Origin of the sequence: Mesomycoplasma ovipneumoniae ATCC 29419 (genome assembly GCF_028885435.1) — a bacterium.
In the GTDB taxonomy this organism is placed as follows: Bacteria; Bacillota_I; Bacilli_A; order Mycoplasmatales; family Metamycoplasmataceae; genus Mesomycoplasma; species Mesomycoplasma ovipneumoniae.
Map to the genome: position 1 here is coordinate 998657 of NZ_CP118522.1, position 14287 is coordinate 1012943.

General features: G+C 31.7%; 10 protein-coding genes. 1 reads left to right on the top strand and 9 read right to left on the bottom strand.

Annotation, left to right across the window (positions count from 1 at the left end; genetic code table 4):
• Positions 1-3 precede the first annotated feature (3 nt).
• The 3 genes from scpB to PWA39_RS03775 are packed head-to-tail and all read right to left on the bottom strand — an operon-like array spanning position 4 to position 2052.
• A complete protein-coding gene (gene scpB, locus PWA39_RS03765) occupies positions 4-588 on the bottom strand; it encodes an SMC-Scp complex subunit ScpB (protein WP_010320964.1) in 585 nt (194 codons plus the stop codon).
• Positions 578-1315: a segregation/condensation protein A gene (locus tag PWA39_RS03770; RefSeq protein WP_069099664.1), complete on the bottom strand. Its 738-nt coding sequence runs from the start codon at positions 1313-1315 to the stop codon at positions 578-580. Before PWA39_RS03770 ends, scpB begins: the two co-directional genes overlap by 11 nt.
• Positions 1315-2052 (bottom strand): lysophospholipid acyltransferase family protein, encoded by a 738-nt coding sequence (locus PWA39_RS03775; RefSeq protein ID WP_069099665.1) that lies wholly within the window; start codon positions 2050-2052, stop codon positions 1315-1317. The genes PWA39_RS03770 and PWA39_RS03775 overlap by 1 nt, the downstream gene beginning before the upstream one ends.
• Before the next feature lie 142 nt (positions 2053-2194).
• On the opposite strand from PWA39_RS03775, the gene PWA39_RS03780 reads away from it, so the two are divergent.
• Positions 2195-3232: a YwaF family protein gene (locus tag PWA39_RS03780; RefSeq protein ID WP_069099666.1), complete on the top strand. Its 1038-nt coding sequence runs from the start codon at positions 2195-2197 to the stop codon at positions 3230-3232.
• Positions 3233-3828: 596 nt separating this feature from the next.
• On the opposite strand, the gene tsaE is transcribed toward PWA39_RS03780, so the two are convergent.
• The 6 genes from tsaE to PWA39_RS03810 all read right to left on the bottom strand — a co-directional run bounded on the left by tsaE (position 3829) and on the right by PWA39_RS03810 (position 14027).
• Complete coding sequence (gene tsaE, locus PWA39_RS03785; RefSeq protein WP_069099417.1) at positions 3829-4248, bottom strand: tRNA (adenosine(37)-N6)-threonylcarbamoyltransferase complex ATPase subunit type 1 TsaE; 420 nt, start codon at positions 4246-4248, stop codon at positions 3829-3831.
• Positions 4249-4254: 6 nt separating this feature from the next.
• A complete protein-coding gene (locus PWA39_RS03790) occupies positions 4255-8490 on the bottom strand; it encodes a DNA-directed RNA polymerase subunit beta' (RefSeq protein WP_069099418.1) in 4236 nt (1411 codons plus the stop codon).
• Positions 8491-8557: 67 nt separating this feature from the next.
• Positions 8558-12217 (bottom strand): DNA-directed RNA polymerase subunit beta, encoded by a 3660-nt coding sequence (rpoB, locus tag PWA39_RS03795; RefSeq protein WP_069099419.1) that lies wholly within the window; start codon positions 12215-12217, stop codon positions 8558-8560.
• Between the two features lie 195 nt (positions 12218-12412).
• Positions 12413-12778, bottom strand: coding sequence for a 50S ribosomal protein L7/L12 (rplL, locus tag PWA39_RS03800; protein ID WP_010320971.1), 366 nt, complete (start codon positions 12776-12778; stop codon positions 12413-12415).
• 12 nt (positions 12779-12790) lie between these two features.
• Entirely contained in the window at positions 12791-13288 is a 498-nt protein-coding gene (gene rplJ / locus PWA39_RS03805; protein WP_044285718.1) for a 50S ribosomal protein L10, read from the bottom strand.
• A gap of 292 nt (positions 13289-13580) precedes the next feature.
• On the bottom strand, positions 13581-14027 hold the full coding sequence (locus tag PWA39_RS03810) for a hypothetical protein (RefSeq protein ID WP_069099420.1): 447 nt from the start codon (positions 14025-14027) through the stop codon (positions 13581-13583).
• Between the last annotated feature and the right edge of the window lie 260 nt (positions 14028-14287).

A 14287-nucleotide genomic window follows, 5' to 3' on the forward strand; every position in this document is an offset into this window, starting at 1 on the left:
ATTTTATTCAGTTTCTCGTTGAGAAGAAAAAAGATCAAAATTTTCGCTTTGGCCAGGATCTTCAATAATGTCTAATAAATCAAATTCTTTAAATTTAGGCAAATCTTTGGCCGATCTTAGTTTAAAATAGTCAAAAAACCTCGAAGTTACACCATAAAGTGTAGGATTTCCAGGGCTCGGAGCTGTTCCTAGCTCCTCAATTATTCCTTTTGCTAACAGTGAACCTACGATATAATCAGAATTAATTCCGCCACGAATTTGGGCAATAACACTTCTTGTTACAGGTTGTTTATAGGCAATTATAGCGGCGACCTCAATTGCTGCATTACTTAGACGGTATTTTTTTTCATTTCCGACAAAGTCAATAATAAAAGGTTTTAAATCTTTTGCGGTAACAAATTTGAAAATATCAGCAAATTCAACAACAATTATACCTCTTTTTTGGCGGTTGAATTCGACTGAAAAATCTTTTAAAAGTTTACGAGCTTCATTAATTTTTGATAATTTAAGTGCACTCTGAAGTTGTTGGGAAGAAACTCCTTTTTCACCTTGAAGATACAAAATTGCCTCAATAATTCTAGTTTTCATCATAACCCCCACGGAAAATTGATATTTTTGAGAACTGTTGTTCTTGTTTTAAATGTAGAAGTTGTTTTTTTGCCATTTCGAGCATTGAAATCATGGTGATAACAAAATGTTTCATTGTCGGTAGTGAAAATAAGTATTCAAAATCTATTTCATTTTCATTTTTTAACAGATTTTTTAACCATAAACTTTGCTCGTCAGCTGTGACTTGGACTTGTTGGGTTTTAATTTTGATAAGATTTTTGGCTTTTGTTCTGTCAAACATTAATTTTAACACTTTATATAAATTATGTACTGACGAGTGTCCATCAAGTTGACTTGGGTCCGGAGGTCTGCGAAAATCAGTATAATCTGAGGTATTTTTTTCAAAATAATCGTTACGGTGTTCTTGCTGTTCTTTTAACATATTTGCAATATTTTTGATTTGTTGATAGTCATATAGTAGAGCTAAAAATTCAAGCCGATCTTTTTCATCTTCAGGTTTTAATTTTTCTTCTTTGCTTGGTAAAAGCAAAATTTTTGATTTTAAATGAACCAAAGTAGAAGCAATAACTAAATATTCGCCGGCAATTTGGATGTTTTTTTCTTTTAAAATTTGAATTATTTTTACATATTGAGTTGCTAAATCAACAAGGTCAATATCTAAAATATTAATGTTTTTTGATCTTACTAAATCTAAAAGTAATTCTAAAGGTCCTGAAAAATTAGCTAATTTTATATCGTAATCCATTATTTTTCACCTTTGTAAAAATCAATAATAGTTTTTTTTGTGGCTAAACTCAAGGATTTACTTGTCTGGGAAATAACAGCACCTGGTTTTATAGGTTTATGAAAGAAAATTTCGATATTTTTAAATTTTTTAGTTTGATTTTTGTCTGTATTTTTTTTAACTACTTTAATTGAAACAGGGACAATTGCAAGACCTGATTCTTTTATAATTTCAAAAATTTCAATTGGAAAATTTAATTCTGCGTCGTGCAAGTTCTCTTTTGCTAAAATAACTCCATAAGCACGTTTTTCGCGGATTGATTTTAAAAAATTTTGAAACTTTTTTACATTTTCTTGCTCATTTTCAGCTAAAAACTGTGAGTCAAGAGAACCAAAAATTCATTTATTTTTACGGGAATAACGCTTTTTTTCAAGAAAAAAACTAACAATTGGATTAAAATCTTCTTCAGCTTTTGATGGGTTTTCAAGTGCTGAAAATAATGCAAAATGGTCAGAAAACTGATTTTGATTAGAGATTAAAATCGATGCATTTTTTGGTAAATTTTCATAACCAAAAACTTTAATTTTTATGCCAAATAATTTTAAAATAAACTTTGAGTAACTTAAAACTAAATCGCTTCTATATTGAGGAGAAAGTTCGACTTTTTTTTTATAATATTTTTTTCAAACAGACCGTATTTTACGTATTTTAAATAGTCAGATTATTGAAAAAATAGCAATTCGCAATTTTATTATCATTTCATTTTTGCTTTTTCTTTTTTAAATTTAGTCAATTAAAATTTATAGAAATTTAATTATAATTATATAATTATACCAAAAAACCTAAAAATTTTAATTAAAAACACTTAAAATCTATTTTAATGGAAATTAAAAAAATAAAATGTTTTATTTTGATTGAAGAAAAAGTGATTTAGATGCAAATTCATATTTTTTTATAGTCTATATTTGGTTAATTCTAGGTCTTCTAAGCATTGTTGTGTTGTATCTTTTCCGCAAAAATTTGGAAACATGGTACATTCGCAAAAACCAAATCCAATTTAAGGTCAATTTATTTTATAGAATAAAAAATTGATTTATTTTTATTGGTATTTTGATTTGATTTTTCTCATATATTAGTCGAACAATTTTACTAGAAATTAATGATTATATCTATAAATGAGAATATCTACCACTCCATTTGTGTCGGCTTATCGTTCTAATTTGTGCATCTTTGATGATTTTTAATAGGACAAATTGGGCAAAATACATAGTAATTCCCGGTTTTTTGGGCTCAATTTTAGCTTTATCCTTTCCACAAATTGGCTTTGATGCAGGAATTGTTATGGACGACATTGAATTTCAAGGCATAAAAGTTGAACAAAATGTTAGTGAATCTGAGTTAATGAACTTGGCAAAAACTAAAAATTTGGGTATAAATTGAGCGCTTGATAATTACTTTTTTTGAGAATTTATTATTAGTCATCTTTTAAGTTTGGTTTTACCATTTTTTTTAACATTTATTAATGGTAAAAACTCAAAACTGGATATAAAAAGTTTCTGAAAATCGATATTATTTACTTTTTTAATGGCATCTTTTACTTTTTTTCTAAGTTGAACAATTGAAAAAATAATTGAAAACCAAGGTGATAATCGACTCAAAATAGCCTGAAACGGAAATTGATTTTATATGGGAAAAGATGGACAACCAACCATTGGCGAACTAGGAAAATGACCTTGAAATTTCCCAGTTTTAACAATTATTTTCCTTTTTGCATTTTTTATTGTTTTTTTGACAAAAATGTCCCTTGAAAAAGTAAATTTTTATCTTTTAATTGTTAATTCAAAAATTGAAATTAAGCGCAAATCTAAAAGTTGAAAACAGGTTCTAAAACAAAATAACCTTAGCCAAAAGTGAATTAAATTATTAACAAAAAGCTAAAATCTTAACTAAAAATGCAAAATTATAAAATGTCTAAACTACCTTTTTTAGTCAAAACACTGGCAAAATCAATCTATGGATAAAACAACAAAAATCATAAAAAACAACTACTATTTAAACTCAATGCAAATAGAGAACTCGTTTTTATTTGCATCGAGCCTAAAAAAACATATGAAGTTTTGAAAGAACAATAACCAAAAGCCTTAAATTTAAAGATTTCTAAACGGGTAAATTTAAGGCATTCCATCATATTTAAAAATATAATGGATAATTCGCACTATCTGATTTTATCATGCAAAAAACATAACTAATTCCTCCTTAATTCAATACAAAATTTATTAATTATTCTTAGTGAGCATTATTATAACATAATTTTATTTTAGACCAAATATTTTTTTTTTTTTTTTACAAAGTGTTAATTTTAAAACAACAAAAATTAAGATTTTAGCAACAAAAAAACCCGGATTTACGGGTGTTTTTTCATATTTAGATTCACTAAAAAGTGAATTTTTGCCATCAAACTAGCAAGCTTAGGAAATTGAGTTAAATTATTGCCAAAAAACTAAAAAACCTATGAATTCATAGGCTTTTTTGTTTTAGTTTCAGCAAAATTGAATTTTTCTTGTGTCTGTGCTGATTATCTCAAAACTAATCAAAATTGAGTTTTGAGAAAATTCCTCAAGCTTGTTTGCCCATTCAATTACAACAAAATTTTGCTCAAAATAGTCCTGAAATTCGTCCAGTTTTGATGAAAAATTGTCAAGGTCAATATGAACTAAATTCTCGTAGGCAAACATAAAATTAAATGACGGGGAAATAATTTTGTCTTTTATCCCGATTTTTTGTGCAAATTTTTTGGTAAAATCAGTTTTTCCTGAACCATACGGCCCAACTAAATAAATAAATTGAATTTTTTTACTAATAATTAAATTAAAAATAATCTCCAAATCAGAGGAAGTTTTGGAGATTATTTGCTTACAAAAACGGTAATTTTTAGCTATATGTTCCAAGCTCATAAACCCTTAGCGTGAAGTTTTCATGAAAAAACTGAATGGATCACGGATGTCAAATTTGGACTTAGGTTCATAATTTGAATTTGTTCCAGCAGGAATTTTGTGGCCGACAATTATGTTTTCTTTAAGTCCTTCTAGTTTGTCGGCTTGTGATGAGATAACTGAATGAACAAGGATTTTGGATGTTTCTTGATAACTTGCAGCGGCCAAAAATGAGTTTGAAAGTAACGGAATTTGTTTAGCACCTTTGACAATTATGTTTCCAAAAGCAGGATTTTTTCCTTCAGAAATCAGCTGACCATTGACTTCTTGATAGTCGCTAATGTCAACAATTGATCCAATGAAGAAATTAGAGTCTCCGCTTTCAGTAATTTGAATTTTTGACAACATTTGGCGAATAATAATTTCAATATATTTATCAGAAATTGTTATTCCTTGCATACGGTAGATTCTTTGAATTTCTTTTAACAGGTAGTTCTGTAGTGTTCTAGCATCAGAAATTGCCAATAATTCTTTTAGAATAATTGGTCCTTCAACTAGTTTTTGACCTGGAATAACTTTGTCGCCAACTTGAACTCGAAGTTTCTGATTTTGCTCAACACGGACCATATGTTCGGCTTTTTCGCCTTGGGCATTTTTATAGTCAATTGTAATTAAAAGTCCTTTGCTTGTGGCATTTTTTTCCGACAGATCAGAAATTTTAGTGATTGTTCCATAATAAGGTGAAATTTTTGCTGGCCGTCCTCAAGGGTGTTCGTGGGAGTCGATTAGCTCAATTAGGCGGGTAAATCCACCTGTAATATCTTCAACGTTGGCAACCCCTCCGGTGTGGAAAGTTCTCATGGTTAGCTGAGTTCCTGGTTCACCAATTGACTGAGCAGCAATAATTCCGACAGCCTCACCAATTGAAACTAAACGGTTTGTTGCCAAATCTTTTCCGTAACATTTTTTGCAGACACTGTTTTTGATATGACAGGATAAAATTGAACGAATTTCCACTTTTTTAACACCAGCATTTGCGATTTGTTTTGCAATTTGGAGATTAACAAGTTGTCCGCCACTAGCAATTTTGTTTCCTTTTGAATCATAGACATCTTTATTTAAAAAGCGACCTTCGATTCTTTCAATTAAAGGAACTATTATTGTATTAGTTTTAGTGTCAATTATGTCTTTAACTACAAAGCCAAAATCTGAAAAACAGTCATCGGCTGCAACAACAATGTTTTGGGCAACGTCAACAAGTCTTCGGGTTAGATAACCTGATTTTGCAGTGTTAAGGGCTGTATCGGTTAGACCTTTTCTAGCTCCGTGAGTTGAAGAGTAAAATTCAAATGAAGTTAGACCCTCAACAAACGATGACTTAACTGGAACTTCAACAATTGAACGAACAACACGTTCGTTTTCGGCATCGACCTTCAAGGCCTTAACGTTGTTGGCCATCAAACCACGCATTCCGGCAAGTTGGACGAAGTTAGAAATATTACCTCTAGCTCCAGATTTCATCATCATTACCAGCGAGTTGTGTGCTTCATTTACGATTGACTCATTAAGGTCGTCTTGAATTTCGTTCTTAATTTGGGTTCATTTTGCAATCGCTAGAACATATCTTTCATCATCAGTGATCAGACCTTGATTGAAAAAGTTATTAAGTTGACTAATATATTTTTCACCTTCAGCGATAAATTCGTGTTTTTTAGGTGCGACTTTAATGTCACTAATTGCAATTGAGGTTCCTGAAATTGTTGAGTAGTGAAATCCAAGATCTTTAATTTTGTCAAGAATTGAAGAAACCATGTTGTTGTATTTGAATCAAATTTTTTCTAAAAGGTCAACTTTTTCGTGATCTTCAAAAACACGGTAAATTTCGGCTCTTCCGGCTTGTTGTTGGCGTTTAAATAACTGGTCAAACTCAAAAATTGTAAATTCAGACAGTTTTGCAAGGTGAGAAATTGGTAATTTTTCCCCTTTGTAATCACGAAGTTTTTCGTAAATTAAAATACAGTCTTGATAATTTTCAAAGTCCAACTGGTCAATAACGTTGGCAATATCTTCTTTTGCAAGAACTCCATCATAGGTGTCAAAAATTTGTCTTACAATTTTTGCAATTGCTTTTTTGTTTAAAGGTTCATTAATTTGTAGATTTTGAATGTAATCACGGAAATTTGTACCGTACGGCAAGACATATTTTTTAATTTGACGGGGATAATTTAGTTCTAATTCATCAACATTGTGGTCAAAAATAAATGGGAAATTTTCAGGGAAAATGTTATTTAAAATAAATTTACCAACTGTTGAAATTATGTGTCCACGTGAATTTTTTCCAACCAAAGGTTTGACTGACTCAAAAGGTAAAACAACTCTTGCATGAAGCTCTACAGATCGGAATTCATAGGCTTTTAGCATTTCATCATAAGATGAAAAGAATGATCCTTCACCTTTTGCACCAGCTTTTTCTTGGGATAAATAATAAAGTCCAAGCACCATGTCCTGAGAAGGATTAACAATTGGCTCACCATCTTTTGGCCCTAAAATGTTTTTGTCAGCAAACATTAATTCTCTAGTTTCACGAACAGCTTCAGGTGAAATTGGAATGTGTACGGCCATTTGGTCACCGTCAAAGTCAGCGTTAAACCCGGCAGTAACTAGTGGATGAAGTTGGATTGCCTTTGCTCGAACTAAAACTGGTTCAAAAGCTTGAATTGAAAGTCGGTGCAAGGTTGGAGCACGGTTAAGAATTATCGGTCTAGTTTTAATAACTTTTGCAACATGAGGTCAAATAATTGGATTTTCTTCTTCAATCATTTTACGGGCTGACTTAATTGAGCCGACTTTTTTTTCTTGAATTAAATTACGGATAATTCAAGGCTCAAAAAGAACAGCGGCCATTTTCCGCGGTAGCCCAGCTTGGTGCATTTTTAGTTTTGGACCAACGACAATAACTGAACGACCTGAATAGTCAACACGTTTTCCAAGTAAGTTTTGACGAAATCTTCCTTTTTTTCCGGTAAGTGAGTCAGAAATTGACTTGAGCGGACGGTTTTCCTTTGTTGTTACTTGGTTAGTTGTTTTTTTCTGATTGTCAATTAGGGCATCAATTGCTTCTTGAAGCATTCTCATCTCATTTTGAATGATAATTACAGGTGCTTCGGATTCTTTTCATCTTTTTAGACGGTTATTTCGAATTATAATTCGACGATAAAGTTCATTACAATCACTTGTTGAATGACGAGAGCCATCGAGTTGAACCAGTGGTCTTAAATCGGCCGGAATTACCGGAAGATTTTTAATAATCATTGATTTAGGGTCTTGGCCTGAATTAATAAAAGCGTTAATTACTTGCAATCTTTTATAGAGTTTGTCGCGTTTTTGGTTTTTTATAACAACTTTTTTGTTTTGGTGAGATTGTTTTTGTAAAACTGCAAGTTCAGCTTCTACCTGTTTTTTTTCAGCGTGTAAGTCTAATTTGTCAAGCAAATACTCAATTGCTTCGGTTCCTGTTGCAATTCGGGCATCTGAAAATTCTTGAATTACTTCATTAAGCTCATAATAATCTATCCCGTATTCACGGCCTATTTTACTTGAGGCAAGGTCAGTTAATTCTGAAAGAGCCTCAGCAACTGCTTCATATTCGTCAGTTTCGGGCTCATAAGTTTCAAGAATTTCGACAAGTGCATTTTTGTAAATTAAACCTGCCTCGGAAATGTCGATTATTTTATTTTTTTGCAGTGATTTTAGACCACCAGTTTCAAGAACAATGTGCGATTTATAATAAATAAGTTGTTCTAAGGCTGTTTTTGAAATGTTGGAAGTTAATTTATCACCTTCATAAACTTTTAGACCTAAAAGTTTTGCAACAATCGAGTGATCGATTTTAAAAAATCAAAAGTGCAAAATCGGCGTATTAAGCGCAATATGACCCATTGCATAACGACGGGACAATTTGGACATTATTTGTGATTTTGAAATTTGACACTCTTTTGTGGCAATACAGAGTTGATTTTCGTTAGCTTTACGGTATTTTCGTCCACAAATTGAACATTTAAAATCAACAAGTGGGCCAAAAATTAACTCATCAAAAAGTCCGCCTCTTTCTGGTTTGAAAGTTTTATAATTAATTGTCTCAGGACGGGTTACTTCACCGCGAGATCAGTCAAGGACATCTTGAGGGGTTGCAAGTGCAAGGGAAATTTTTTCGATTGAATTTTCGTAAATTTTTGCATACTGGCGAGAAACCTTTGTGTTCATTTTTTAAATTCTCCTTTAAAAATAGGCATAATTTGCTTTTAGTTAAAAAAGTAAATTATTCCCTCAATTAGTCAAAATCGATGTTTTCTTCATCAAAGTCATACTGATCGTCGTTGTAGTCAATTTGACGACGTCCTTCACCGGGAAATTCATCATATTCGTCAATAATTTCAGATGGAATTTCGGCAAATTCAAGATTATTTGGTGCCTCAACTTCTGGTTCATCAAAGAGATGTTTTTTGTGAACTTCCAGTTTAATTAAAAGTCCACGAAGTTCATAAGCCAAAACATTGAATGACTCAGGTGTTCCTGGCCGCGGAATTTGTCCACCGGAAATTATATTATTATAAAGTAAATTTCGACCTTGAATATTATCAGATTTATAAGTTAAAAGTTCTGATAAAACAGAAGCAGCTCCAAAAGACTCAAGCGCTCAAGTTTCCATTTCCCCGAATCTTTGTCCACCGTTTTGTGATTTTCCACCTAAGGGCTGTTGGGTTGTCAAAGAATAAGGACCAATTGATCTTGCATGCATTTTATCATCGACCATATGCTGCAATTTAAGCATGTACATGTAGCCAACTGAAACTGGATTTTCAAAAGGTTGACCTGTAATTCCGTCAATTAATTTAAATTTTCCTGACTGAGGAATGTTAGCTTCTTTGAATAAATCTTGAATGGTGTCAATTTTGATACCATCAAAAACAGGGGTGACAAATTTTGTATCAAGTTTTTTTGCTGCCATACCAAGATGAAGTTCTAAAACTTGACCGATATTCATACGTGATGGCACACCTTGGGGATTTAAGACAATGTCAATAGGTGTTCCGTCTTCTAAAAATGGCATGTCTTCAACTGGAAGAACAACAGAAACAACACCTTTATTTCCGTGGCGTCCAGCCATTTTGTCGCCCACTTTTATTTTTCTTTTTTGGGCGATCAAAATTTTGACCAGCATTCCAACACCTTCTTCAAGATTATCACCTTGATCTCGAGAAAGAATTTGGACATCAATTACGGTTCCACCTTCACCGTTTTTTACCCGGAGTGAGGTATCTTTTTGTGCTAGTGCTTTTTTACCTCAAATTGCAGCCATTAATTTTTCTTCGGCTGTTGGGTTGTCTTCTCCTTTTGGCGAAGTTCTTCCGACTAAAATGTCACCAGTGTCAACTTCTGAACCAACAATTACAATCCCATTTGCATCAAGATGAGCTCGTGATCTGGCCGAAGCATTTGGCACTTCAGCAGTTAGAATGTCGTTTCCTGCCTTAGATGAACGGAACTTTATTGTCTGTTCTTGAATGTGAATTGAGGTAAAAACGTCGTCTTTTACGAGCTTTTCGCTAATGATGATCGCATCTTCGTAATTGTAGCCATATCAAGTACTAAAAGCGACAAGGACATTTTTACCAAGAGCAAGTTCACCATTTTCGGTTGACGGACCATCACAAATTAGTTGACCTTTTTTAACAAAGTCACCAACTTTTACAGTTGGTTTTTGTAAAATTAGTGTTTCCTGGTTTGATTTTTCAAAAGCCCGTAAAAAATAGGTTTTTGTTGAATTTTCGGAACTGACAACGATTTTTTTTGCATCAACAAAAATAACTTTTCCATCTTCAACGGCACGAATATTTGTTGCTGAAAAACGGGCAATATCTGCTTCAATTCCTGTTGCAACTAGTGGTGCCTCTGGTTTAATCAGTGGAACGGCTTGACGTTGCATGTTTGAACCCATAAGTGCACGGTTAGCATCATTATTTTCCAAGAAAGGAATTGCTGAGGCCGAAATTGAGGTCATTTGCATTGAAGAAACGTCGATATAATCGACTTGATTTGCATCAAGAACAAGATATGTCTGATTTTTACGAACGGTTAATTTGTCGGCAATAATTTTGTTATTTTCGTCAATTTCGATTGAAGACTGAGCAAAACTAAGTCCAAATTCTTCGGCTGCAGTTAGTCAGTGAACTTTGCTAAAATCAACAACGCGATTTGTGACTTTATAATAAGGAGTCATTATAAAACCGTATTTATTTGTGCGTGAAAAAACTGAAAAGTTAAGAATTAGACCGATATTTTGTCCTTCAGGAGTCTCAACAGGACAAATACGACCATAATGAGTTGCATGAACATCCCGAACCTCAAATTGGGCAGTATCACGATTTAGACCACCTGGACCAAGTGAAGTCACCCGTCTTTTGTTGGCAGTTTCTCCTAAAGGATTAATTTGATCCATAAATTGTGATAACTTTGAGGAGTTAAAGAAATTTTTAAACTGATTATAAATTGGTTTGTTGTTGATAATTGACTTTACAGTTAGCTGTGATAAGTCAGATTTTGAAGAAATTCTTTCCTTACTGTTTTTTTCAATTTTAGTAAGGGCAATTAAAAACTGATTTTGTAAAAGTTCACCAACACTAACGATTCTTTTATTAATTAATGAATCAGGATCGTCATTTTTCCCTAAATTGTGCAGCAAATTAAAGTAATATGAAACAATTGCGATTATATCTGATAAAACTAAGGTAGTTTCGGTCAAACTTGGATCTGTTGCAATTACGCTTACAGGTTCAGTTTCTTGAATCATCGCTTTTTTGTTTGGTCAAACTTTTACAATGGCAACATAAATTCTTTCACCAAGACGTTCATTACGGCTAATTTGTAATTGGCGAGCATAAATACTTGAATCTACACCTTCAATTGTGGAGAGTTCAAACTCAGAGTTATTAAATTTTTCCTGAATTTCAATAGCAATTGAGCGACTAATGTAAAGTCCTTTTTGGTATAAAATTTCGCCTTCTTTATTTACTAAGTCTTCAGCAAGATAAGTTTGAGAAATTCGGTCAATTAAATTCAACTTTGAATTTAACATGTAACGACCTGTTGCAGAAAGATTATAACGTCTTTCATTGAAAATAATTGACGGAATTAGGTTTTTTAGGCCCTCTTCAGTAACACGGTCATCTTTACGAATAATACGATAAATTGACTCAAGATTTTCGTCAATTGAGTCGATTTTGTGACGGCGAATTGATTCTTGTAATTCTGGTGAATTTCCAAAATACTTACGAATTGTTTCGTTTGTAAAGCCAAGACTTTTTAAAAACGCCATTAAAGGGATGTTTTTATGTTTATCAACACGAAACTTAACTGTGTCAACTTGGTTTCCAGTAACTTTGTGGAAAATTTCCATTCATGAACCAAGTTGCGGGATAATTTCGACCTTATTAAAAAGGTCATCAGCTTGACGATTTCGAACATTTTCACGGAAACAAACACCTGGAGAGCGAATTAATTGTGAAACAATAACTTTTTCAAAGCCATTTATAATAAAAGTTCCGCCTTGGGTCATAAATGGAAATTCAGAAAGTAAAATTTCTTGTTCTTCCATTTCACCATCTTCAACTTGAATTTTAACTAGAGTAACATAAACTCTAGCAGCGTAAGTTTTACCTTTAATTTTAGCTTCACGGATTGCTAAATATTCATTTTCAGGTTTTTCAACTCTAATTGAATCAGGACGAAATTTAATTTCCAATTTACCGTTTGAAGAAACAATTGGAAAAATTTTATCAAATGCTTGTGCAATTCCAGTGCTTAAAAACCAGTCAAAAGATTCACGCAAGGAATCTAAGAAATCTGGCGTTTCTAGTGTATTATTTGTCTTTCCGTAAAAACGGCGCTGGGTTCCTATGCCATAAGATTTTAATTTAAATAATTGGTTCATGACTCACCCCTTTTTCCCCTTTTTTGTTTAGGTTATATATTATATTTAAAAAGCAAAAAAATCAAAGCGTTTTTATACAAAATTTCAAAAAAATTAATAAAATATTAAAAAAATATTTTATTTTAGTAAAGTAAAAATAACAAAAAAGGCGTTTAGAACACCATTTTTGCTTTTTAAAATTAATTTTTTGAAATATTAATCAATAGAAACTTCAGCTCCGGCTTCTACTAGTTTAGCTTTGTATTCCTCAGCTTCTTCAGGTTTTATTGCTTCTTTTATGACAGAAGGTGCTGCATCAACAAGTTTTTTAGCATCCATCAAACTTAATCCAAGCATATCTTTAATAACTTTTATAACAGCAACTTTTTGTTGTCCTGCTGCTTTTAGAGTTAATTTAACTTCAGATTTTACTTCAGCGGCAGCTTCTGGAGCAGCTGCAACAGCAACAGCAGAAGGATCTACCCCAAATTCTTCTTTAAGAGCATCAACAAATTCCATTACTTCTTTAATTGTCATTTCTTTCAATGACTCGATGAATTGTTCTTTAGTAATTTTAGCCATTTTTTTCCTTTTTTATGCAGTTATTTTTTGTTCATCTATTAATAATTTAAGTCCAAAAGCCAATTGTTTCAGTGGGGCTTGAAGAGAAGAAGCAAGCATTGTAATTGCTTCGGTGTAATTTGGAAGTGAAGCAATAGCGGTATTTTCTTGCGGTGTAACAACACTTTTTTCATAAATCCCACCTTTTAAAATTAATAAAGGTTGATCTTTTGCGACTTTTGTAATAATTTTAGCGGGTGCAATTGGGTCTTCTAGACCAAAAGCAAATAAATTTGGACCCACTAATTCTGATTTTAGATTAGAAAAACCGAGTTCATCTGCTGCAATTTTGAAAAGTCGATTTTTATAAATTCTAGTAAAAACACCTGATTTCTTTAGTTCCTGACGCAAACTTTCTAGTTCAGCAACTGAAAGTCCGCGATATTCAGCAATTGCTAAAGAAGAAGATTTCTCGAGTAAATCTCTAATTTCAGTAATTATTTCTGCCTTTTTTTGGCGAAAAGCGTTCAAATCTAGACTCCTTTCTATTTTAGGAGCAATACTTTGAAAATACATTCAAACAACAAATTAAGTCATTCTGACAGTTATTATCTCTATGTATTGCCTTAAAAATTATATCAGAAAGAAAAAAATTTCCAAGTAAATTAGTAAAAAAAAATTAATAATGGGGGGTTTTGACTTAAAACAGCCCCTATTTCAAACTAATACCAAACACTAAAGCCACCATAAAAACGTTTTAATGTTTGGTATTTATTTCTTAAAGAAGTGTAATTTCTAATTTTTTAAAACTATTAATGTGATCTTATGCAATTTTTGGTGTCAAACTGTCTAGTGATTCTTTTTTGTGATTGTGGGCAAAAACTAAAAACATCAACATTGAAAATACATCAAACAATGGTATGAAAAAGCCAATAATCGCTGTAATTTTAATTACTGAAAGTTTTTGTGATTTTGCTGAATCTGGCGCTATATTCATAAAAATTTTATTAGGGAAACTTACTTTTACGATATAAGCAATCGTTAAAACTCGGTTTACAACAGTAAACAAAATTCAAGCAAACATAGCTGCTATAAGTTCAGAACCAACAATAAATGAGTCGCGATTTGAAAATCATGCGCTAATGGAAGGGATAACAAATAAGAAAAATAAAGTAGCGCCCAGTATAAATTTAATGAGACGCGTTGATAATGATGAAAAAATTAAAATTTTTAAATTGTCCACAGGTTTTCTTGTTTTACTAATTTTCATAATATAATAAATTATAGATTATTTTTGTTTAAAACCTAGGAATTTATTTTTAAATATTTAAATTTTTTTGTTCTGTAATTTAGACGTTAAAAATATTGTAAATTTTAAGGCGCAAATGTTTGATGTTCCAAATAAAACATGAAATAAAAATTTAAAAAACCCAAATTTTTAAATTTTTTGATATAAAAGTACATTTTTTTAGTAAATTTTCCTTTATTTTATAACTAATGTTATAATTAATTATGTATTTCACAAAATTT